This is a genomic window from Bartonella propinqua (assembly GCF_047263965.1).
Classification (GTDB): Bacteria; Pseudomonadota; Alphaproteobacteria; order Rhizobiales; family Rhizobiaceae; genus Bartonella.
Window position 1 is genome coordinate 66995 of the sequence record NZ_JBLEBK010000001.1, and the last position, 22446, is coordinate 89440.

A 22446-nucleotide genomic window follows, 5' to 3' on the forward strand; every position below is an offset into this window, starting at 1 on the left:
GAATAATACTTAACTATAAACACCGCTCCTCAAACTTAAAGCGGTGCAAGACGACCAAGCTTTAAAAATCCCAAATTTACCCATCCATGGGTAATCAACAAAGGAAGGACGGGGTGGTTGTCTGCATTTTTAGGCATAGAGCTCAAAATAAAAAATAAAACTTGAAGATTGTTGGCTTGCTTAGGAAATAAATGCTGCATAGTCGTAACAAACTCTGTGTGCTGAACAAAGGCAAGTTCAAATTTTGCCGTCAAATATCCTTCATCATCAAAAGAAAAAGGCCCACTTACGCGCAACGCACCGCCTGTATGAAACATCAATTCACCGCGCTTTAAAGTACCGCTTTTTCCATATAAGCGCTGTTTCCAACCATTTTTACCATTTGCATCAAACAGATTGGACATATCCTTAAAGATCCATGTCAAATTTCCATTAATTTTTGGAAAATCAACAAAAGAATGTGCCATAAAAGCTGAAAGATCAATGCTATCAAAAGCAACATGCCCTAATAAATCATTTTTCTCATTCTTAAAATCAAACCGTACAAACTCTGCCATTATTTTGGGAAGCGGACTCTTTTGATTTAACGAAAGCACAGTCATGTCATCAGCATTTTCCAAAGAGACCTGATCTTCAACACTGTTTTGTGTCGTCTTTCTGTCTGTGATTATTGATTCTAATGCTTCCTGAAATTTTTTGTCTCCAAAAGACAGTGCTAAAGGAAAAATTTCAAGCCCTTCAGCTATGAGCTTAAATGTCTGAGGCATCCTCCAAGAAGGCTCTGTTTCAATAACCAAATTGCGCCAGCGTGACACAACAGACATTCTTTTATCTACAACAATTGATGCAGGAGAATGAACATCAACTTCGATCAACTGTGGTGCATAAATTGGTGCACCAATCACCACAGATTCAGTTGAGAGGGAAAAATCATGCAAAGGCCAAGAAAACTGAAATTTGTCACAACCAGCACCGATACGTAACGGATAACCATTCTTTCTTATATTTTTGCATACAACCATCATCTCATGGGACGATGCACCTGCGAATATATTGGAAACACGGGTTTCTATTTTACGTGAAAAAAAAACCAGAGTGAACTATAAATGAGTATCAAAAAAAGACAAAATAACCCACAAAGAAAATAGCGCACAGATGAACTTTTCCATAGGGATGTTAATTGAGAAAATACAAACAAAATTAAAATTTTCCTTTTTTCATGATAACAATCAATAGAACATAATTTTTAAAATTTACGCACATGCAGCAGGTACACCAAAAATCTGTCGCAATGCATTTTCAAACCATTGGCTCAAAGCTTGATCATATATTAAGCGACCTTTTAAGTGCGCAGAAGCAGGTTGCGCACCTTTTTCGGTTAATTTGTGCGCTGAACTCACCACCAAACGCTGCATCATAGCACGTGTAAATTCAGCATGAAATTGCAATCCCCACGCATTATTTCCGTAACGGAAAGCTTGTGTAGGGTATGTGTGACCTGTTGCCAAAAGCACCGCCTCTTTGGGTAAATCATAAATGCCTTCATCATGAAAATGATAAACCATTTCTGGCCAATCCATAAGTTCTCTACCTTGTGGAGTAGCTTCCAATGGATACCAGCCGATCTCAACAGTTCCATCACTTCTTGTACCAACACGTCCCCCCAAATTTCGCGCTAACATTTGTGCTCCAAGACAAATTCCCAAAAAAGGCTTATCCTCCTTCAACAATAAAGAAATCCAATCAATCTCTTCACCAATATACGCATCCTTATCATTCACACTCATCATCCCCCCCAAAATAACAACACCTGCATAATGCTCCAATGTATTGGGAAGTTTTTGTCCTAAAATGGGACGATAAATATCAAGAGCAAAACCACTTTTCTGCAAAAATTTTCCTAAACGACCAATATATGTAGATTGACGATGAATCACTACTGCAATTCTTGGTTTACTGCTTTTTTGCTTCTTACCAAGACATTTTTGTATCAAAAACATTTTTTAACCAATCACCTTCGCAACCAAGCTGAATTCAACTTTCTAAAAATAAGAGCGTAGTTTTAGTGAATAACATTCACTATGGATCTTCTGTTTAAAATAATCGAAACTTGCTTTCCGACAACGGTACCTCTTCTTCTGTTTTAGTCCCTGGATCATCAACATTTAAACGGGTCGCACTGACGACTTTTGTCTCCTGTTTCTTTGTTTGAGCGTGATGTAAAAAATCAGCCTTTACAGATGGAAATTCTTCAAGCAACTTTCCCTTAACAACCGTATTTTTGCCCACGATATTTTCTTTGTCTTGTGTTTTCAGCACAATTTCTTTTTTCAGAACGACATTATCAGCCTCTAATGTTAGAGGAGGTTTGCAGGGAGGCGCTTTCCATTTAAAACAACCCAAGCGTCCGCTTATTGGAGAAACTGCTAACCAAGAAGAAAAAATGGTACCATCACACATCCATACTGGATCACGTTCAGCACGCAGTGCCAAAGAAAGCCATTGACGCACTGCTCCCTGATTATTTCCCTGTGCTTCTTCAATCTCTGCCAGCAATAAATAAGCACTTTCCCGCGGATGATACTGGAGTGCTCTTTGTGCGTATTCTCTCGCTAATGTCCTTTCCCCTGCATCCAAAGCAGCTCTGGCAATCAGGAAAGCCGATTCAAATGTGTCTTTATTATAGGAAACGAGTGTCTTAGCTCTTTTTAACCGCCCAACTGCTCCCTCTTCTTTTGCAAGATAAAGCGCTCCTAAATCAGGATGGGGCTCCTTCTGCCAAGCTGCAATAATCATTTTATCAGCTTTACGTGTTTCATTTAATTTATAAAGAATATCCGCTGCAATGACTGTTATTGGTACAAAATCAGGTACGAATTTATGCGCTTTCAAAATAGCTGTACGTGCTTCCACAGGATGCGTCTCAAACAGATGAAGTGCCTTCCCACTCAATAATAGCGCCTGTGTATGATAACGCTCGACTGTTGAGCGAGCAGAATACGGTAAAGCTTTTTGCGCACGCTCAAAAACATCAAGTGCTTTATCCCACTTTCCTTCAGCACTCAATCGATCAAGAACGACTTGATGAGCCCATGAAAGTGCTGGCGACAAAGTTAGTGCCTCCTGCGCATATTGCTGCGCTGCTTCATAAGCTTTGGTTTTCATAGCTTCACGAAATAAACCGTAAAGCCCAGCCAATTTAGTCGATGTGTCTTTTCTCATCTCCTCATAAAGACCAATGGCACGAGCAGAATTATTTTGCAAAGATAGGGTTTGCGCTTGTAAGAGTTTCACCAACGACTCATAATTGCCTGCAAGATATTTCACAGCACGCGCTTCCATTTTTTGTGCTAAAAGACCATCGCCAGCAAAAACCGCAAGAATCCCCTGTGAAAGAGCTTCATAACCGCGCTTTTGATGACGTTTATAAAAATAATTGGATAAAGCACTCGGTACAGAAAAAATAACAGACAAAAACCACCACACAAGCGCCACAATTCCGCAAAATAGAATGATCCCGCTTAAAATTGTCAACAATGAAACAGAAAACCGAAAGTGCAAAAATGTTATAACAAAAACACTGTTGTGATTGGCAACCCATCCAAAAGCCAAACCAAGGATAGATACAACAAAACTATAAATAAAAACACGTATCATCTTGAGCCTATTTACATCTTCGTTGCCTTAAAAGATTCTTGTTGTGCAAGCATAAGCAACTGCTGAAGAAGATGGCAAACAGCAATATGTCTTTCAAGTTTTTGAACAAAATCTATTGAAACATCTTTTGCACTTTGGGGCAATGTTTTCCATTCACTTAAAGCTTTTTCATAATCACCCATTTGAACAGCAACTTCCATCCGCGCTGCAATCGCTCCTAGTGTCATACCTTCAACATCTCCAACAGGTCGCAAAACAACCAGACCTTTTATCCATGCCCAAATCTGTTCAAAAAAGTGCGCATCTGACGCAGCAATATTTTGTGTACCAACAATTGCATCCGCAACATGCGCAAAATCAGCTGACAATTGAACTGAATTTGGCAAGCCCGTAGTGGCTGTTTGTTGCAGCAAGTCAAGTCCATCAATCGAAGGTGATAATTGCTGTAATAGTTTTAATTCGCCGACATAAGATCCACCACGCTCTATAGCATTTTTCAGCGAATTGACTGCAATAAATAGCGCAGTATTTATAGATTCTTTCTCGTCATTTTTAACAACGATCTTTTCCTTCACAGTCTCAAACTGTTGCTTTAATGCAGCAAGATCATTGGCATTGTTCTGCCCCACGAACAAAACCGTTTTTATATCTTCTGATACGCCTACTAAAGCTTGCACATACTCTTCAAGATCATTCACTTTTTTCTCTAAAGCCGCAAAAGCTTTTCTGCTTTCCTCTTGCCAGACTTCATCACCTTGAGCACCTTCAACGTGCTGCAATGAAAAAGAAGCAAACTCCGCTTTCAACGTATCAATTTCTTGAAGCACACGCCCTAACTGCCCCATTGTTTCTTCTGCTTGACTTTTTGCGTCTTCAGCAATCTGCAAAGCTTTCTCCCCTCCAGCATGACTGCTTACCAAAGAGGAAGGAAGAACACCTGCCCATTGTCCCCCCACCCAAAGTCCCAAAGCAATGAGACCGCCCAGAATGCCTGAAACCAGCAAAAAAATCCAGCTTCTATGAGACGTGCGTTTATTCTGTGTGCTTTGTTTGCTTTGTTTTTCTATTGCAACCGGTTCTACAAAGTTTTGTGTTTTTTGCTCTGTATCATGGCTCATAACTTCATGCTCAATTACGGATTTTTTACGACGAGCACTCGTATCACGCGGTTTAACTTTTGATTTTGAAGAATCTACCATATGAGTCACTTTTTCTGCACCTTTTTTAATCATACAATAACAAGATGAAAAAAGTTTTAAAAATGAAGCATTTTTTGAATATTTTAAATAGCATACCTTGTTTTACATTTTTTTTATCAAGAATATCTCTCCGTCATATTTTTCAAAACTACATCCTCACTGAAAATTATTATAATGATATAGTTTGATAAACAAGTTTTTGAAAACACATAAGCATTTTATACTAAAAAACACGCCTTATTCAGTTTTTAGTCAACATAGTAATTATATCAGATATATCAAAATTAAGAGAAGTTCTTTGCATCTTTACCTATCCCATGGTACCCACACATAAAAGAATCTTCAACATAAGGTTTTATCTACAATGCGCCTGTTGGGAATAGAAACAAGTTGCGATGAAACTGCTGCCGCTGTTATTGAACACAACAATGGAGGAAACAGCAAAATTCTTTCCAATATTGTTTGGAGTCAAATTGACGATCATGCACCTTACGGTGGTGTTGTACCTGAAATTGCTGCTCGTGCCCATGTTGAAATTCTCGATAATTTGATTTTGAAAGCACTGACAGAAGCTAACACAAAATTGCAAGATATTGACGCCATTGCAGCAACAAGTGGTCCAGGTTTGATAGGAGGTCTTTTAGTGGGAGTAATGAGTGCAAAAGCACTCTGTCTGGCTACTGGAAAACCTTTTATTGCCGTAAATCACTTAGAAGGACATGCTTTAACAGCTGTTTTAACGCATAATGTCAAGTTTCCTTATTTATTGTTGTTGGTTTCAGGCGGACATACGCAAATCATTCTTGTTCACGGAGTGGGAAATTACCAACGTTTAGGAACCACTATTGATGACGCATTAGGAGAAGCTTTTGATAAAACTGCAAAGCTTTTAGGTCTTTCTTATCCTGGTGGTCCAGCACTTGAAAAAGCGGCTCTATTGGGTGATAAAAATCGGCTTTCCCTTCCACGACCTTTAAAAGGTGAAAAACGGCTAGATTTTTCTTTTTCTGGTCTTAAAACTGCTGTGCGAAAAGCTGCAACAGCCATGGCTCCTCTCACAGAAAGCGACGTTGCTGACATTGCAGCAAGCTTTCAAGCAGCAGTAACCGATACAGTGCATGATCGCATTTGCTTAGCCTTGCAACATTTTACCAATCTGTATCCTCTCTCTCATTATCAAGGATACCGTCCTCCTGCTTTAGTTGTCGCAGGTGGCGTAGCTGCCAACCAAGCTATTCGATCCACGCTGCAAGAACTTGCGCATCAACATGGTTTTGAATTCATAGCTCCGCCCCTTTCCTTGTGTACCGACAATGCTGCCATGATTGCTTTTGCCGGTGCAGAGCGGCTCGCACGGGGGGAAACAAGCTCCCTTGATATTGCTCCTCGCTCACGCTGGCCATTAGATGAAAAAGCTGCGCCTTTAATTGGAACGGGACGCCGTGGAACAAAAGCATAAAGATAGATTAACGTTTATATCCCCCACGCAACACAGGATGAACCACTACCATTTGGCACTTTATTTATTGCTATATAACCCCTTATCCTTTTGCATTATTACTATGGTATTTGATTTTTTGAAGATTGATTTTCTTGCCACGTTTTCTCCAACTCAATGATACTATATTTTTTCAGATCACAGTCGGAATATAGTTAACAATACCCCAATTATGATATCTTTTTTGATCTTTATGAAATTGCAAAAATGGCTGAGTTTTCCATTGCTCTTCCACACACCCGCAATACCTTGTTTTAGCAGTGAACCAAATCAAAGCACTTTCATACAACACATGAAAATACATTGGAAACATGGCATATTTCTACCCTTACAATTCTCTTATTTCGAAAAGAAAAGAAACAAATCGGGAATGAACACTCTTTTTATACCGCTTTAAATTCTACAATCATTCTTGATGGTATGATACAAATATTGATAAAAAGACGTTCATGACTTGGGAAATATAGCACAGCTTATGAAAAGGAGAGCTCATGGCTTATTGGCTTTTTAAATCTGAACCCCATAAATGGTCATGGAATATGCAAAAGCAAAAAGGTGCTGATGGCGAACAGTGGGACGGAGTACGCAATTATCAAGCCCGCAACAATATGCGTGCCATGAAATATGGTGATAAAGGCTTTTTTTATCATTCAAATAAGGGATTAGAAATCGTAGGCATTGTAGAGGTCTGTGCTGAAGCGCACCCTGACTCTACAACCCCTGATCCACGCTGGGAATGTGTAGATATCCGTGCTCTTTGTGATATGCCAACCCCTGTTTCATTAAAACAGATTAAAGCAAATCCAAAACTGGACAATATGGTACTGGTTAATGCCAGTCGCTTATCAGTGCAACCTGTCACAGAAGATGAATGGAGAGAAGTCTGCTTAATGGGCAACCTTAAGATGGAAATATTTTTAACCTAAAATAATAATTTTTGTCTTTCGGCTAATATGCGGCAAAAGACGCTCCATATCACGACGAGAAAGTGCAATACATCCTTCTGTTGGTGTATAATTTTCTTGTGCTAAATGCATAAAAATGGCACTTCCTCTTGCCATTTTCCGTTCTGTAACATTCCAGTCCAAACTTAAGACAATTGCATAAAGACCATCTTCACGATGCATCTTTTCAGCACTGTTCTTATAAGGAAGACGTACCAAGCGATTGTAATTGGCATCACCACTTGCATCACACCAACCATCTTGGACACGAATACGATGAAAAGGCAAAATAGAACGTGGGAAGGAACGAGAAAAATTGCCTCGAAATCCTCTTAAGCAACGCATACGTGCTAAAGGTGTTGCACCATCACCTTCACGCTTAAAAGCAGAAATGCCAGCCCGTCCTAAGGCGCAAAAAAAATGGTTTTGACCAGCGCACAAAATACCTCGTGTACATTTACCTGCTTGTCGACGAACGGTCATAAAAGAAACAAAAGTTTGTTTTTTATAGGGTTTCTTTTTTAATTTTCCTTGCATGAGATCCTACTTTTCATGAAACTATTTTTCACCAATCGTCATATCAACATACCTTATAAGGAAAACAAATGAACCGCTATACCCTTTTAATCGTTGAAGAAGACGATGATCTGCGCCCTATTTTGGTAAAACAATTACAAATTCATAAAGAGTTTAAAGTTCTGCAAGCAAAAACAGCTGAAGCAGGAATCACAATAGCCCAAGAAGAGAATATTGATCTAGCCATTTTTGGTATTGAACTGCCCGATCTTGATGGTCGTACAGCTATTCAAAAACTACGCACTCAAGGTTTTCGTGCTCCCATTATCATGATTACAAATTATGATACAGATTGCGATACCATTTTAGATATTGAAACAGGTGCCAATGATTATGTAACAAAACCCTTTCGCTTTGCGGTGCTATTGGCGCGAATTCGCGCCCAACTGCGCCAATATGAGCAAAATGAAGATGCAACATTTTGCATTGGTCCCTATACATTTAAACCTAGACAAAAACTCCTCATTGATCAACACAACAATGAAATTCGCCTCACAGAAAAAGAGGCAGCGATTCTTAAGTATCTTTATTGCACCAGCGATAAAATTGTAAATCGTGAAACACTTTTAGAACAAATTTGGGGCTATAATGAGAAAATCGTTACCCATACGCTAGAGACCCATATCTACCGTTTGCGACAAAAAATAGAAAAAGATCCCTCCAACGCACAAATTCTCATTACAGACAATAATGGATATCGTCTGAATCTTTAAGTGTTGCTTATAATTATCGTAACTATTATTTCAAAATTGATTTTGGCACCATTAATTTCTCTTTTCTAAAGCAAGAAGCAAAATAAGCTAAGATTAAAGAGAGCTTTCACGTGCTTGTGGTGACAATGCAGGAATAAAAACACGCCGCGACTGGCGGCGTTGTGCAAGCAAGCCTTGATAAACACATTTTTGAGCCTGACATATTAAGAGACCGCCAAAATAAGGCAAAAGATAGCGTGCAAATGGCTCATAAAAAAATGAAAACAACCGCGAAATATAACCTGAAGAAGGAGTGTAATGTATAATTTCCTGCACGGGTCCAGAAATAAAGTTTGTTTTTTCAAACAAACGCGTGATTTGTTGTCGACTATAGGGTTCACCATAACCAAAGGGTGTACAACCGTTGCGTGCCCAAAAACCAGAGCGATTAGGAACAATAACGATCAAATGACCATTAGGGGCTAAAACGCGCCATATTTCATTCAGCGTTTCAAATGAATTTTCTGTATATTCAAGTGCATGTACCAATAAAACACAATCAATGGAAGCATCAGGAAGTGGCAAGTCTTCTTCAAAAACAAGCGCCGTGGCAACCTTATTGGCACAAGGCCAAGGCGAAGCCCCTTGACCAGCGGGCATAAAAGCAAAACATTGTTGTGCACGTTTCCGCAACATAGAAAGATAAGGAAGTGCATAACCAAGACCCATGACTCGTTTATCTGTAAGATCTGACCAATATAAATTTAACTGGTCACACAAAGTCTCTTGCACACGCATACCAAGTGCAGAAGCGTAAAAATCTTTCAGTGTGATTATATCCAATTCAATATACCATGCAGAAACAAAATTCAAACATCACAGGCTTTTACCCAATTTATATGGATTTCTGCCTTTTCTCCACAATGGCAAAAACTTTAATATTTCATATTTTTAGCCCTTATAATCCCAAAAGCGATACAGAAATCTTTATAATCACTTCACAGCAAATGTTTTGACGTGTTCTTTATCTTTGATTCTGCGCTTCATACAAGCTTTCACTACGCTGTTTTTGACGTTAGTGAAGAAAAAAGCAAACGGTTAATTAAAATGAAGCAATCTTTCAAGATAATTTTTCTCTGTCTCTGGGATATGCTCTTTGCCAAGGCGTTTGCGAATTTCTTCCAAAATCTGCCGCGCGCGCATTTGATCACTTTCCTGTGGCACAACGACATCTTCTTGCCCCTGTTCTTGCCCCTGATCCGTTTTTGAAGAAAGTGGGCGTCCCAATGGATCTTTAGGACCAGAAGTAGAATTTTTCTTATTTCCAGCTTTTTCGAGTACTTCACGCATTTTTTTTAAAACATTTTGTGCGCCTTGCCTCAAAGATTCTAAAGCATCCAACTGGTTTTGTTTAGACATTCTATAATTGCCGTCATCAAGAGCGATCTCTGCAGAGTTCATGTTTTCTTCTGCTTTTTTCAATGCGTCGCCCTGCTCAAACCCCTGCTTTGACAATCCCTTTCCCAATTCTGATAACCTAGAATGCAATTCAGCCTGACGTTTTTGCAAAGATTCGCTTCGTTTTTTCGGTACACTTTCCCCACGTCGTTGTTCCATTTCTAATTGATATGTCTCGTTAAGAATTTCTTGCTGACGACGCATCAAATCACTAAGCTTATCAAGCTCTTTTTTCATCTGCGCAGTTTGGCTATTATTTTCTCCCTTATCCTGATTGCCTTTGTGAACCTGCAAATGATCAAGAATCTTTTCGACTTCAGCCAATAATTGTTCAGCTGCAAAGGAAGAACCCATTTTAGCCATTTCTTCAATTAAATTCAGCTTTTTTTGTAATGTATCCTCAGAAAGATTGGGACTATGAGGACTGCTCTTATCTTGCGCTGTTTTAGCCAAAGCGCGAATATAATCATCCATAGCTTGGCGTAAATTTGCCATAAGCCGTTCAATTTCTGTTGCTGAAGCGCCATTGCGAAGCGCATCACGCAAAGCAGCTTGTGCTTGTTTTAAATTTTTCTGAACGGATTCGTTTTGATTACCTTCAATACCCAAAGCAATTTGCCATAAATAATCCACCACATCGCGCAACTCATCCTCTGTTTTTGCCAGTGAAAGCCTTGTCCACGCGCTCTGTAAGACAAGAAAATGCGTCGCATTTTGTAGACCATCTTCTGGACGCACAAGCAAAGCAGCAAGCATATCGAGTACATGCTCTTGCGCAGAAGCATTAAGAGCCAATAAGCGACGTAACTCACTCGCTGCACGAGCAACAGGATCCGAAAAAATACGCTGTGGTAATATCATACCAAAAGTTTTACTGCGACCTTGTTGTCCCGCTCCATCTTCTGCCACCAAAGTAACTTTGACTTCTGAACCAGCCCACGGATGACTTGATACATCTTGTACCGTCCGCATTTTACCCTTTCCACCACGCGCTAAAAGAAGTTTTATTTCAGGTGCTTTATAAAGAGAAGCAGCGTTTTTTTGCTGTCCAAGAAGAGGCTCAATTTCAACAAAAGCCTTTGTCACTCCATAATCATCATCCATCTCATACTGCAGCTCTAATGAGCCAGCCAAAACCCGTTCTGGTTTTCCCAGCCAATGAATTGTGGGTATCTGATCTTTAATCACATGCAAATGCCACTGTTGTTGCTTATGACGTGATGATACCAACAAACTGATTGAACGTTCCAAAAGTGTTTCAAAATGAATAATTGGATCATTCAAAGCTGTTTTTTCACTTTTTTGGGAAAGAGAAACCTCCCGCGCATCCTCTTCAGATATCGCTTTTACTGTAACGCCAGCACCATTGACAACGCGTATAACCATATTGCTGCCTTCAGGAACTGTAAACTGTGTTGTCTCACCTTGTGTTAAATAAATGGGTGCAACACCCGTATAAATAGGGGGTGTAACCCAAGCATCAATCCGTATTGATGCCTCATCCACCACAGGACGTAAATCAAACGCATCCGCCAAACGCCCTCCTAGAGAGCCAAAAGAAAAACTAAAAGCACACACACAAAGTAAAATACATAAAGTCCTAAGAGCCAAAGGATCACAAGCTGCACTATTAGGATGAGCAAATCCAGTTTTTAAATGAGACAATTGTTCTGCCATGCGACGCTGATGTTCGCGCCAGATAATTACATTCAAACCTTCATCATTTTCAGGACATAAATGATCTGTTTGAACACTTAAAGGCTGATTTTTGAGACCATTGATTTGCTCAATACGGTGATGAACATCCTTAATGGTTGGCAACCGAAAGCGGAGAAGAAAAAACAAACTCCCCACAGCAAAAAAAAGCATCAGCCACAGTAAAAATAAATGTAGCCAATAATTCAAAATACCAAAAATACCAAACCAACTTAGTGAACAAAAGAAACTCAGAATGAGAAAAAACGGCAACAGCCGCAGCCATATCCGTTCAAAAAATAGGATACACCACACCAAAACACGTACACATAAAAGCTTCATTACCGCAGAACTTTTGATGTTTTCATTTTTCATAGACAAATATTTGCTCTTTTTCACAGTAATAAATCGAGATCATAGACTCCATGCAAGACAAGTTCCAGAAAATAAATTGTTTCATCAAAGTTTAGTAAAAATAAGACAGAAGATATTTAGCAATGTTCAATCCAATCTGGCACATGATCGCTGTTTATGAGTTGCGTGTAATCAAGACGTGGACGAATAATCGCGTAGCGGGTATCTTGAACGAGAATTTCTGGCACCAAAAGCCGACTATTATAGGTGCTTGCCATCACTGCGCCATAAGCACCCGCCCCAGTAATTGCCAAAAGATCACCTGCCGCTAAAACGGGAATACAGCGATCTAACCCTAAATAATCGCCAGTTTCACAAATTGAACCAACAATATCCGCCTTCATAAGTGAGGCATCCATTGGTGCTTGTTTTACAAGTACCACATTTTGCCAAGCATCATAAAGCGTTGGGCGCATAAAATCATTCATCGCAGCATCAACAATAACAAAATTCCTCCCTTCTCCTCTTTTTAAATATACAACAGACGTCACCAATACACCAGCCTCTCCGACGATACTGCGCCCAGGCTCCATGATAATATTAATTCCCAAAGGCGCAATATGCTTCTTTACAAGTGCTGCATAATCAGCAAGAGATGGCACTAAATGTTGTTCATTACCATATGCAATACCAAGCCCACCCCCAATGTCGACATGGGTGATTGCATACCCATTATCCCACAACTGACGTACAAAATCTGCAACAACAAGAAATGCATCTTCAAACGGCTTCAAATCACAAATCTGACTACCGATATGAATATCTGCACCACACACATGAAGACTAGGCAATTGCGCGGCTTTTTTATACGCATCCCACGCCAACGATAGTGGAATACCAAATTTATTTTCAGATTTACCCGTTGTAATTTTCTTATGGGTTTTGGCATCTATATCTGGATTAATGCGCAATGAAATACGTGCTGTTTTTGAAAGCGCAACAGCACGTGCTGAAAGTTGTTCAAGTTCAGGTTCTGATTCGACGTTAAAACAACAAATATCATGCGCAAGCGCAAAATCTATTTCTTTCACCGTTTTACCAACGCCAGAATAAACAATGCGATGAGGAGGAATACCCGCAGAAAGTGCACGCCGCAACTCACCTTCTGAAACCACATCAGCTCCCGCTCCGTTTATTGCTAAAAGCCGTAAAACTGCCTGATTGGAATTAGCTTTAACGGCATAAGCAATCAAACTCGGTATGTCTCGAAACGCATTTTGATACTCTTTAAAACGTGCAACCACCGCACGCGCTGAATAACAATAAAAAGGCGTCCCTACATCTTGCGCCAATGCAGAAAGCGAAAGACCTTCAGCGTGGAGCACACCCTGATGATAAGAAAAAAAGTGCATAAAAACCTCTATTGTATTAATCGGTCAAGAATAAAAGGTTTATCTGCTGTATTTTTGGAAGAAAGTGTCTCCTGCGTCGTTTTTGCTACAGTTGAAGAAGGCAGTTCTAATGCGCCTTTACGCCCACATCCCACACAAACGACACTAAAAAAAAGGACAATCATCAAACGCTTAAAAATAATTTTCATATGCCCTCTTTCCCCATATCGATCTCTTTTTGCATTTTTTGTGTTAAAAATAAAATTACTTAAGTGATTACAAAATATTTCTTCCAACAAGCAACTTGGTAAAAGACTTTTGAATACACCACAAGCAAATATTCTCCTACAAAATCAACCAATTTTTTTCACCTTATTCCAATACTTTTATGAATATTTTCAAACTTTTGTAACAAAATAAATATACCCTCTTTGTTTTGATGAAAAAACTTTAAACTATGAGCAGTTTTTTTTATAGTTGAATTGTGGAATGACCCTCACTTACGCTAACATTGCTGCATGAGAAAGTGAACCTTCAATATCTTATCGATAAAGTCTTTGATCAAAATTAACTAAAATGTTAATTTTTTTCGCAATTGCATCAACCTTTAACACATTCAACCAATTTTATATTTGATTTTTTCATTTCTCATCCGTCATACTTCAAAAGCATCCATAAATAAGGACAAAATTATGATTTCTCAACTTTTTAGCAACCTCAAGAAGAATAGAAAAATGCAATTCTTCATCACGTTTTTGATTATCGTCTTAAGTATATGGATATATGCAGCAATAAATCATACTGATCAAAAAACCTCTTTCACTCCCAACTCTCTTTCACCAGAACAAAAAGAAAAAATAATAGCAATAAAAAAGGCAACTAAAGGCCTTTTCACCCATATGCGCTTTGCTGATACTCTTCATGATATGAGCCAACTTTCTTTTAAAGATATTCAAGGAAAAGACCATAAACTTGCTGAATTTCAAGGAAAACTGGTGCTCATCAATCTGTGGGCAATTTGGTGCCTACCATGCCGCATTGAAATGCCAGAATTGGCAAAATTAAAGCGTGAAATAGGTGGAGAAAATTTCGATGTAATAGCTATTAATGTTGAGCAAGCAGCTTCTCCTGAAAAAATTCAGCAATTTTTACAAAATGTTGGCGCTGATAATTTAATCTACTACCGCGATCCAACGATGGATATTTTTACAAATATTAGAAAACAAGGGCTAGCATTAGGATTACCCGTCACATTTTTGATTGATAAAAATGGTCATCTCATTGCTTCATTTAACGGTATGGCTCCATGGGCTAGTGACGATGCCAAAGCGTTTATAGAAGCTGCCATTAAAGAAACACAGTAATTTAATAACCACACCTTTTTAAACGTTGTATCATTAAATCCAGTGCCGACAAAAAAACGGAACGGTCTTTGTGACCAAAAGGGCGGGGACCGCCTGTCGCATTACCCTGCCCACGCAAATCTTCCATCAAGTTGCGCATCGCTAAAGCTTGACCAATCGAATTGACATCAAAAATGCGCCCTGTCGGTGAAAGGCAAACGCCCCCTGCCCGCACAACACGCGCGGCTAAAAGAATATCACTCGTGATCACAATACTAGCCTCATGCACATGCTCCACAATCCAGTCATCTGCACAATCAGGCTCTCTAGCAACGATGACTCTTTCAAGAAGCACTTCATCTGGAAGAACCAAAAAACGATTTGCAACAATAAATGTTTTAAGCTGATAACGATTCATAACACGATAAATTTCAGACTTTACAGGACAAGCATCAGCATCAACCAACAAAGTGATGGCAGGCTTTATCCGTGTATTCGTCTGTTGGCTCTCACTCAACAACAGGCTCTTTCATTCATCTAAATGTTGCAAATGATGATTGCGATAAAACATAATTGCCGCGTTTATTTCACCTCCCAAAATAAAAATTGCACTTAACATATAAAGAAAAATAATAGCAACCATGATGGATGCTAACCCCGCATAGGTAGAAATATAATTAAACATTGCCAGATACTGAGCAAAAGCCGTAGAAGCTATAAACCAGAGAAACATAGTTACAAAAATTCCTGGTAAAATATCTATAATTTTTCGTCGCCCAGCTGGCAACCATCTATGAATAATTAAAAGGCTTATGAAGAGGACAACAAACACAATTGCATAGCGCCACAGACGAAACACACCAATATATTCATCAATAAAAGAAGAATGATCTCGCATAATTTTGATTAACAAAGGTACTATAATTAATGAAAAGCTAAGCACCACAAGACCGATTGCTCCAATAATCACAAAAAACAAGCTTTGCAAACGACAAAAAAACAAACTCCGCCGATCAACGACGCGATAAGCTTTATTCAAAGCTGTACGCAAAGCCTCCACTCCGTTAGAAGCAAAATATGCTGCTCCAATAACAGAAATTGTTAACAAACCTCCTCGATGAATAGTTGAAACATTGATAACCTCTTGCGACAAAGGCTCTGCAATCGCATCTGGCAATAACTGTACAAGTGCTTTTATTTTTTGCGGTGTATAGGTAAAAGCTCCGAGAAAACGAGCAAAAGAAGTTCCAAAAATAAAAAAAGGAAAAAACGACAAAAGCCCTGATAGCGCGACATGGCTTGCAAAAGCATTCCCATTATCACGCACATAATGGCTCACAGCATTGACAAGAATACGATAGCTATACCCAAATATATTTCTTATCAAAGTTTAACACTTTCTGACGGAATCTCTCTTTTAAAAATCTATGTTTTAAAAATTATTTATACTTGATAAAGAAAGGTCTCTCCGTGCAAAAATCAAGCATATTTTAAAAGCAAGAATAAATATAATCAAGCGCAATCACTCTATATCAAATCACCAAAGCGAATGAACAAATCTTCCCAATGTCTCAAGCGAATAAGAGGAAAGTATAATCGCTTCACTGTATTTTGCATACGAACCCTTGCAATCATTCATCATTATGACTTGTAACAAGCAACGATCCATCCTGATTGCATACACACTATGAGCACACTCATCTCTTAAATTTTGGTGCCAATCTTTTCATCATCTCCGAAAATAAATTTCGACATCAAAATATACCGCATTATTTACAAACAAATCTTTCCACTAAGCAAAAGTGAATGATTTTACACCTTTTCTATACCCTCTTGAAGAACTACCTGACGCCCAAAATCAGGTGCATCAATTTCCTGCCCTGCAGCAATAATGCTGCGCCGCACTTCTCGCGTGCGCGTAAAGAAATTAAACAGCACTTCTCCATCTCCTTGATGAATTGCTCGCTCTAAATACGCAAGACCTTCATTAAAACGGCTCAGCATTTCCAAGATAGCATCTTTATTATGCAAACAAATATCGCGCCACATCACAGGATCAGAAGACGCTAAACGCGTAAAATCACGAAATCCTGAAGCTGAATAAGCAATCACTTCTGAATTGGTTACCTTCTCTAAATCACTCGCTGTCCCAACAATATTGTACGCAATCAAATGCGGCAAATGTGAAACAACAGCCAAAACAAGATCATGATGCTTAGGATCCATTGTCTCAACACGTGCACCACAAGCTTCCCAAAAAGCAGTTAATTTTGCTACAGCAGCAGCATCATTATCGGCAGAAGGCGTTAAAATACACCAACGATTCATAAATAAATCAGAAAATCCAGCATCTGGTCCAGAATATTCAGTTCCAGCAATTGGATGTCCTGGGATAAAATGAACAGACTTTGGTAATAAATGCGCTATTTCTGCAATCACCAACGCTTTTGTAGAACCAACATCACTCACAATCGCCCCCGATTTTAAATGATTACGAATGGTTTTTACTACCTCCGCACTAGCTCCAACAGGCACAGCAATAATAACTAAATCTGCTCCTTTAACAGCTTCTGCGCTATCGGTTGTATAAAAATCTCCAAGCTCTAATTCACGCGCTCTTTCTAATGTTTTTCGGCTACGCGTAGCGATAGTAACTTGGTTTGCAAGACCTTTCTTTTTAATAATCCTTGCTAAAGAAGAGCCAATCAAACCGATTCCAATTAGTGCTATTTTTTCAAACCCAATAGGAGGCATTTTTCACCTTTAAAATAATAACAAGACCACGATAAGTACCTGATACTGATAATAGAATAGTTAAGCGTTTTGACAATCACAGCTAAGCAGTAGAGCTACGCATCCACCAATAGCCACCGCGCAAATCGTCAATAAATTGTTTTTATTTAGAAAATATATCAGAAAGCTGCAAAAGAGAGCGTAACATTCGACCTTAAAACTGTTAATGCATTGGTTAAATATTTTCTATTGTACATAATAAAAGCTGTCTCTACCACAAATTCTTAATCAAAAACGATAATAAATCTATGCAAAGAAATCTGATAACTCTAAAATTACTCTTCTTCTCTCAATAACGCAAACAAAAAAGCGCGATATCTTTAATTAAAAAGCAATAGATACCCATCACAATCAAATATTTTAAGAAAATCCATTTGGCAAATATTTTAAGAATTCATTTGGCGCCGCGCAATAATTGTCAATCCCAACAAAGCTTGACGAATGATAGCTTCACCCAAAAGCGGATTTTTACGGCTATCCAAAACAACACGTTGGATTCGCTCCATTGCGTAAGAAATTTGTTCCATTCCCCAATATTTCAAGGCACGTTCAACTGTTTTTTTCCGCTGAAAAAAAATCGGCGGATGCGCTTGAGAAATCGCTGTAGCAGCACTTTTACCTTCAACATCTACTTGATAACGCAAAAGTTGTAATTGCTGAAAATGCCTTTGCGCAGTACTCAAAATAAAAAAATGCGTGCCCTGCATAGCTGTATGTCGACTAAAATATGTTTCAAAATTCGCTACATTACCTAGTAAAACAGCATCAATTACTTCATCGTAAGAAAGCGCACTGACATCGCTCACTACAGCCTTCACATCCTCAAGAGAAATATGTGTTTTGCCTAAAGCATAAAGACAGAGTTTCTCCAATTCACCACGCGAAACAAGATGATCCCCTCCCAAATTATGAAGCAACCACTTGCGTGCATCTAAAGAAAGAGTCACATTAAAGTGACCTAAAACTTCATCAATTAACGTGTCGAGAGAGCGGATATCATCAGCAAAACAAGGCAACGCCATTGCTGGGGATGCCGTTTCAATAACATTACGCAGTCCCGTCCCTTTTTTTAGATCCCCTGCCTCAATTAAAACAAAACTTTTTTCTGGTGGTTCTTTAATTAAAAGCTTAAGCGCAGCAAGGAAATTTTTTTGATTAGCGCCATTAGAAATCCATATCAAACGATCACCACCAAAAAGTGATAAAGTACGTGCCTCATCTCCCAATCGTGCAGGATCTTTATCAATCTCAGCTGCATCCAAACGCACAGTTGCAAAAGGATCTTCCACTGCTACCTGCGCAAGCTTAATAAAACGCTGTACACGCTCACAAACAAGACCACGATCAGGTCCATAAATGAGAACAATGGGAAAAGAACGTGAAAAATGCGTTAGAAAGCGATCAACTTCATGCGCTTTTTTTTGAGCCAAAACATTAATCCACTAAAAGTTTGTTATCATCAAGAACTTTAATACAAATTTTTTGAAACATATCTATGAGACCACTCACTCACATCCAACCTTTTCTTTTATGACACCCCAATGAATACGTAATCATTATTCCACATTTGGTACATTTTCAGATAGTAACAGCGCGACTAAAGAAAAGTAAAAACGCTCTGCTATAAGAACTCAATTTTTTCAAATAACATTGCCGTTTTACACGCTCCAATTACCTAATTTATCAAGCATTTCCACTATTCTAGGGTATCAAAGCATTTATTGAAGCCGAAGGAATACACTAAATTTGTATCAGAAAATTTCATCTATTTCCTTGGAATAAATTTTATAGTGCCTTAACAAAAAAAATGCAATATTAATAGCTTTTGCGTCTTTTAAACGAACACGTTAATTCAACAACTCTTAACCACACATCTTACACTTATTTTATTGACTGTACTATAATCCACTTCTTCTGTATTATGATTCATTATATTATATCCTGCCTCAAACTTATTTACTGTATAGTGATCCATTCCCATCGCGATTCGATTTAAACTAAGAAAACACATAAAAAAAATAGCAACTTTAAACCCAAAATTAGCTGTATTTTTTTCGACAAGCCTCTTGAAAAACTGCTTAAAATAAATGACTCTTATGAGTAGTCTCACGATAATATTCCTGCCCACGTAATAATGATACTGCATCGAACATTTTCACTTCCTCCTTTCATATTTTGTTATGCAAATGTTTCAACACTGACCTAACTTGAGGCAAAGTGCTTTCCATTTACCTTAAAAATAATCAAGATAAAGTCACTAAATATTTACATTAATATTTATATTTTGATATAAAATTAATTAATATCAACGCTGTATTTTGTCACTTCAATTTTATAGAAAATAGAAATTTTATCGTTAGCAATCTAGTATTATCTGAACTTTTATAGAATGCTGTATAACAGTTGATGGATTTCTTTATTTTGAATTGTGTAACAAAGTTTTTTAGTGAAGAACATATTGCCTCTATGTTTCAAAAATGATGAAAATATCTAAAATGACCACCTTAAAAACTCTTAAAATTGCCAAAACTGAAAAGATAAAAATATTTTTTGTCGCATTCATAACGCAATATAGATTCGCAATTAAGCTTTAAGGATGAAAAACCATTTTGAAACATAATGAAAAGTGACCATAATAGTAGATAAAAGCTTATGGTACTCCTCCTCTCTGTAACTCTTGCTGCATCAGAGGATGTAACGTGGTTTTGTTTTTCTGAATTTATAATATACGTCCTTTTAAAGAGGACTTAAAATTAACCATTATTTCCATTTTTTTAATATTAAAAAATAAATTTACACTGAAATATTATTTTTTTGTTGCAATTCAGATAAGCCTACGCCATACAGATAGTGCTTAAAGTGGAATATGTTCCAAATATATTGAGCGGGTGTAGCTCAGGGGTAGAGCACAACCTTGCCAAGGTTGGGGTCGTGGGTTCGAATCCCATCGCCCGCTCCATAAATTTTATTTTCTTGTAGCCTGCTATTAGGTTTTGCGCTAATTTATTTTTTCAAAATTAAAAGTGATTGCATTAATATGTAATTCAATGGATAGCGTGTACCACACCATAAAAAAACAAGAAGCATTCCTATTTTCTAACTAATAATTAATGAGAAAATGTGACAATATTCTACTTATTATTGACACGACATGTTACAGTTTTATGAAGTTACTAATATCGGAAAAATATCAGTTATTTTTCAAGCCTCTGGAGTTTATTTAGTATCGTCATTCAGACTGCTGAAAAATACGTTACCTATTAAAAAATTTTCCACAACAACATACTTCTCTTGATGAACTTGGAATTGTAAATTAATCATTTATGTGCTGGCACCTATTTTATAATTTGCCAGATTCTTTTTGTATAATTCACCCTGAACATGTTTTTAAGAAACTCTATTATAAAAAAGACTGAAGGCATATTGCGCTTTGATAATGAAAAAGAAGACTATGAATGACTTCCCCATTTAAATGATCTTATTAAAAAAATGAATTTATACTTCAAGGCACTACTCTCATTTGCATTTACATATAATAGCATTTTGTGAGGGAAACAAAAGCTTATACGATTTCAATCACAGCTACTATAGCAATTAAGGTTATATCTATTTATCCTGAATTGAATTTTTTCTAAAAACCCATCTCAACTTTTATAAAAACAAAATAAAATTTTCTTCCTTTTTGTTCAAGAAAAGTGAATATTTTTGCTTATTCTCATTTATTTTTATAAGTTATTTAAGTGATTTTTTTTTACTGTTAAAAATTAACGCAATCTGCTTTATGAACATCTACGAAAAATAATGATTTTATGATTACAAAATGCACCATATTCAAATAAACGATCTTTATACTTTATCAAACCGTTTAATCACTGCACTCCATGCAGATTTGAAAATTAAATACACCACCTTTACAAACTATTTTTGTAAAGAGTAAAGTGCTGCACTAAGTCCTTTAAATGGTACAATGAAAGAAAATATTTTTCCTTCTTTCATTTTATAGGAAATGCGCACATCTTTGTTTTTCTCTATTTGCCCAGTTAAAATTGGTTCTACTGGTGATTGCGCTAAGCAGACTATTCGGCTGCACTCTTTATAATGAATAAGAATAGGCTTTTTAACTCCATCCACAAATATTTGAATAGGAACACTCGTATCAGCTTTTGGCAATGTTCGAAAAAGCATCACTGCTTGACCATTTTTTGTAGAAACAAGAGACCAACTAAAAATAGTATTACCCCTTTGATCATGGACAGTCTGCGTCACATTACATATACCTTGATGAAGTGATTTTTTTTCATCACAAATCAAAGTCCAATTATAAAACTGCATAATGATTCGGCGTGTTTCACCAGGCCCTCCCCTAGGAACGGACAATTGTGGTGGATGCACCGTATACGCATCATCGTTTTCATTAGAAAAGCTTTCACCATTGCCTAATAAGAAAAGTATAAGAAAAATTTCTACTAAAACATTTCGTTCTTTTATAATCTTACTACTTTTTTTTATCGTCATTTTAATCTTAAGGCACTTTACCCCTCCCTCAGACCTAAACGCTCTTTGCACTGGTTACTGATAAATTGGAACAAATATTCCACTTTCAAATGTATAACCCGTGTAAAAATAAATGCAGATTAACTACGCTATTATGCTATATACCACTATCAAATGAAATATCGAACTTTCTGGAACTTGTAATATAATTTAGATATAAACCTGACTCATAACCGCAACTTGTATCGCCTCTTTCTGAAAGCACTCAATGACAAAATTTAACACTTAAAACTTCATATCAGTATAATTTAGCCTCATTACTACCATCATTTACAATACTGTTGACTTGCTC

General features: G+C 37.6%; 18 protein-coding genes and 1 tRNA gene. 5 read left to right on the top strand and 14 right to left on the bottom strand.

The annotated features are described in order from the left end of the window. Positions 1 to 35 precede the first annotated feature (35 nt). From ACMFKV_RS00305 to ACMFKV_RS00320, 4 genes are all read right to left on the bottom strand, one after another. Positions 36 to 1025: a DUF2125 domain-containing protein gene (locus ACMFKV_RS00305; protein WP_413154198.1), complete on the bottom strand. Its 990-nt coding sequence runs from the start codon at positions 1023 to 1025 to the stop codon at positions 36 to 38. 228 nt (positions 1026 to 1253) lie between these two features. Next, on the bottom strand, positions 1254 to 2000 hold the full coding sequence (locus tag ACMFKV_RS00310) for a glutamine amidotransferase (protein WP_413154199.1): 747 nt from the start codon (positions 1998 to 2000) through the stop codon (positions 1254 to 1256). A gap of 94 nt (positions 2001 to 2094) precedes the next feature. Then, the gene (locus ACMFKV_RS00315) at positions 2095 to 3657 is read right to left on the bottom strand and encodes a heme biosynthesis protein HemY (protein WP_413154200.1); all 1563 of its coding nucleotides are present in this window, start codon (positions 3655 to 3657) and stop codon (positions 2095 to 2097) included. 11 nt (positions 3658 to 3668) lie between these two features. Further along, positions 3669 to 4856, bottom strand: a complete 1188-nt coding sequence (locus tag ACMFKV_RS00320; RefSeq protein WP_413154201.1) for a COG4223 family protein — start codon at positions 4854 to 4856, stop codon at positions 3669 to 3671. Between the two features lie 364 nt (positions 4857 to 5220). Here ACMFKV_RS00320 and tsaD point away from each other — a divergent pair, with 364 nt between their 5' ends. Then, positions 5221 to 6315 carry a tRNA (adenosine(37)-N6)-threonylcarbamoyltransferase complex transferase subunit TsaD gene (tsaD, locus tag ACMFKV_RS00325; protein WP_413154202.1) on the top strand — a complete coding sequence of 365 codons (1095 nt, stop codon included), beginning with the start codon at positions 5221 to 5223 and terminating at the stop codon, positions 6313 to 6315. 530 nt (positions 6316 to 6845) lie between these two features. Further along, complete coding sequence (locus ACMFKV_RS00330; RefSeq protein ID WP_336287553.1) at positions 6846 to 7280, top strand: EVE domain-containing protein; 435 nt, start codon at positions 6846 to 6848, stop codon at positions 7278 to 7280. On the opposite strand, the gene ACMFKV_RS00335 is transcribed toward ACMFKV_RS00330, so the two are convergent. Beyond that, positions 7272 to 7835: a L,D-transpeptidase family protein gene (locus tag ACMFKV_RS00335; RefSeq protein WP_336287554.1), complete on the bottom strand. Its 564-nt coding sequence runs from the start codon at positions 7833 to 7835 to the stop codon at positions 7272 to 7274. The genes ACMFKV_RS00330 and ACMFKV_RS00335 overlap by 9 nt on opposite strands. Before the next feature lie 68 nt (positions 7836 to 7903). Between ACMFKV_RS00335 and ACMFKV_RS00340 the strand changes: the two genes are divergently transcribed. Beyond that, positions 7904 to 8587 carry a response regulator transcription factor gene (locus tag ACMFKV_RS00340; protein WP_336287555.1) on the top strand — a complete coding sequence of 228 codons (684 nt, stop codon included), beginning with the start codon at positions 7904 to 7906 and terminating at the stop codon, positions 8585 to 8587. A 93-nt stretch (positions 8588 to 8680) separates the two neighbouring features. Here ACMFKV_RS00340 and ACMFKV_RS00345 read toward each other — a convergent pair whose 3' ends face one another. The 4 genes from ACMFKV_RS00345 to lptM form a co-directional block, all read right to left on the bottom strand. Next, positions 8681 to 9439, bottom strand: a complete 759-nt coding sequence (locus tag ACMFKV_RS00345) for a class I SAM-dependent methyltransferase (protein ID WP_336287556.1) — start codon at positions 9437 to 9439, stop codon at positions 8681 to 8683. Between the two features lie 225 nt (positions 9440 to 9664). Continuing rightward, positions 9665 to 12094: a TIGR02302 family protein gene (locus ACMFKV_RS00350; protein WP_413154203.1), complete on the bottom strand. Its 2430-nt coding sequence runs from the start codon at positions 12092 to 12094 to the stop codon at positions 9665 to 9667. A 116-nt stretch (positions 12095 to 12210) separates the two neighbouring features. Next, positions 12211 to 13485 carry a diaminopimelate decarboxylase gene (lysA, locus tag ACMFKV_RS00355; protein ID WP_413154204.1) on the bottom strand — a complete coding sequence of 425 codons (1275 nt, stop codon included), beginning with the start codon at positions 13483 to 13485 and terminating at the stop codon, positions 12211 to 12213. A gap of 8 nt (positions 13486 to 13493) precedes the next feature. Then, positions 13494 to 13673, bottom strand: coding sequence for an LPS translocon maturation chaperone LptM (lptM, locus tag ACMFKV_RS00360; RefSeq protein WP_336287559.1), 180 nt, complete (start codon positions 13671 to 13673; stop codon positions 13494 to 13496). A 483-nt stretch (positions 13674 to 14156) separates the two neighbouring features. Here lptM and ACMFKV_RS00365 point away from each other — a divergent pair, with 483 nt between their 5' ends. Then, positions 14157 to 14828 carry a TlpA disulfide reductase family protein gene (locus ACMFKV_RS00365; protein WP_336287560.1) on the top strand — a complete coding sequence of 224 codons (672 nt, stop codon included), beginning with the start codon at positions 14157 to 14159 and terminating at the stop codon, positions 14826 to 14828. A gap of 1 nt (position 14829) precedes the next feature. Here the strand turns inward: ACMFKV_RS00365 and ACMFKV_RS00370 are convergent, their stop codons facing one another. The 4 genes from ACMFKV_RS00370 to holA form a co-directional block, all read right to left on the bottom strand. After that, the gene (locus tag ACMFKV_RS00370; RefSeq protein ID WP_413154205.1) at positions 14830 to 15324 is read right to left on the bottom strand and encodes a YaiI/YqxD family protein; all 495 of its coding nucleotides are present in this window, start codon (positions 15322 to 15324) and stop codon (positions 14830 to 14832) included. A 12-nt stretch (positions 15325 to 15336) separates the two neighbouring features. Continuing rightward, entirely contained in the window at positions 15337 to 16194 is an 858-nt protein-coding gene (locus ACMFKV_RS00375) for a YihY/virulence factor BrkB family protein (RefSeq protein ID WP_336287562.1), read from the bottom strand. A gap of 425 nt (positions 16195 to 16619) precedes the next feature. Beyond that, positions 16620 to 17561 carry a prephenate/arogenate dehydrogenase family protein gene (locus ACMFKV_RS00380; RefSeq protein ID WP_413154206.1) on the bottom strand — a complete coding sequence of 314 codons (942 nt, stop codon included), beginning with the start codon at positions 17559 to 17561 and terminating at the stop codon, positions 16620 to 16622. A 425-nt stretch (positions 17562 to 17986) separates the two neighbouring features. Next, complete coding sequence (holA, locus tag ACMFKV_RS00385) at positions 17987 to 19030, bottom strand: DNA polymerase III subunit delta (RefSeq protein ID WP_336287564.1); 1044 nt, start codon at positions 19028 to 19030, stop codon at positions 17987 to 17989. A gap of 1454 nt (positions 19031 to 20484) precedes the next feature. Between holA and ACMFKV_RS00390 the strand changes: the two genes are divergently transcribed. After that, positions 20485 to 20559: transfer RNA gene (locus tag ACMFKV_RS00390), tRNA-Gly, on the top strand. Positions 20560 to 21518: 959 nt separating this feature from the next. Here the strand turns inward: ACMFKV_RS00390 and ACMFKV_RS00395 are convergent. Further along, positions 21519 to 22115 (bottom strand): invasion associated locus B family protein, encoded by a 597-nt coding sequence (locus tag ACMFKV_RS00395; protein WP_336287565.1) that lies wholly within the window; start codon positions 22113 to 22115, stop codon positions 21519 to 21521. Between the last annotated feature and the right edge of the window lie 331 nt (positions 22116 to 22446).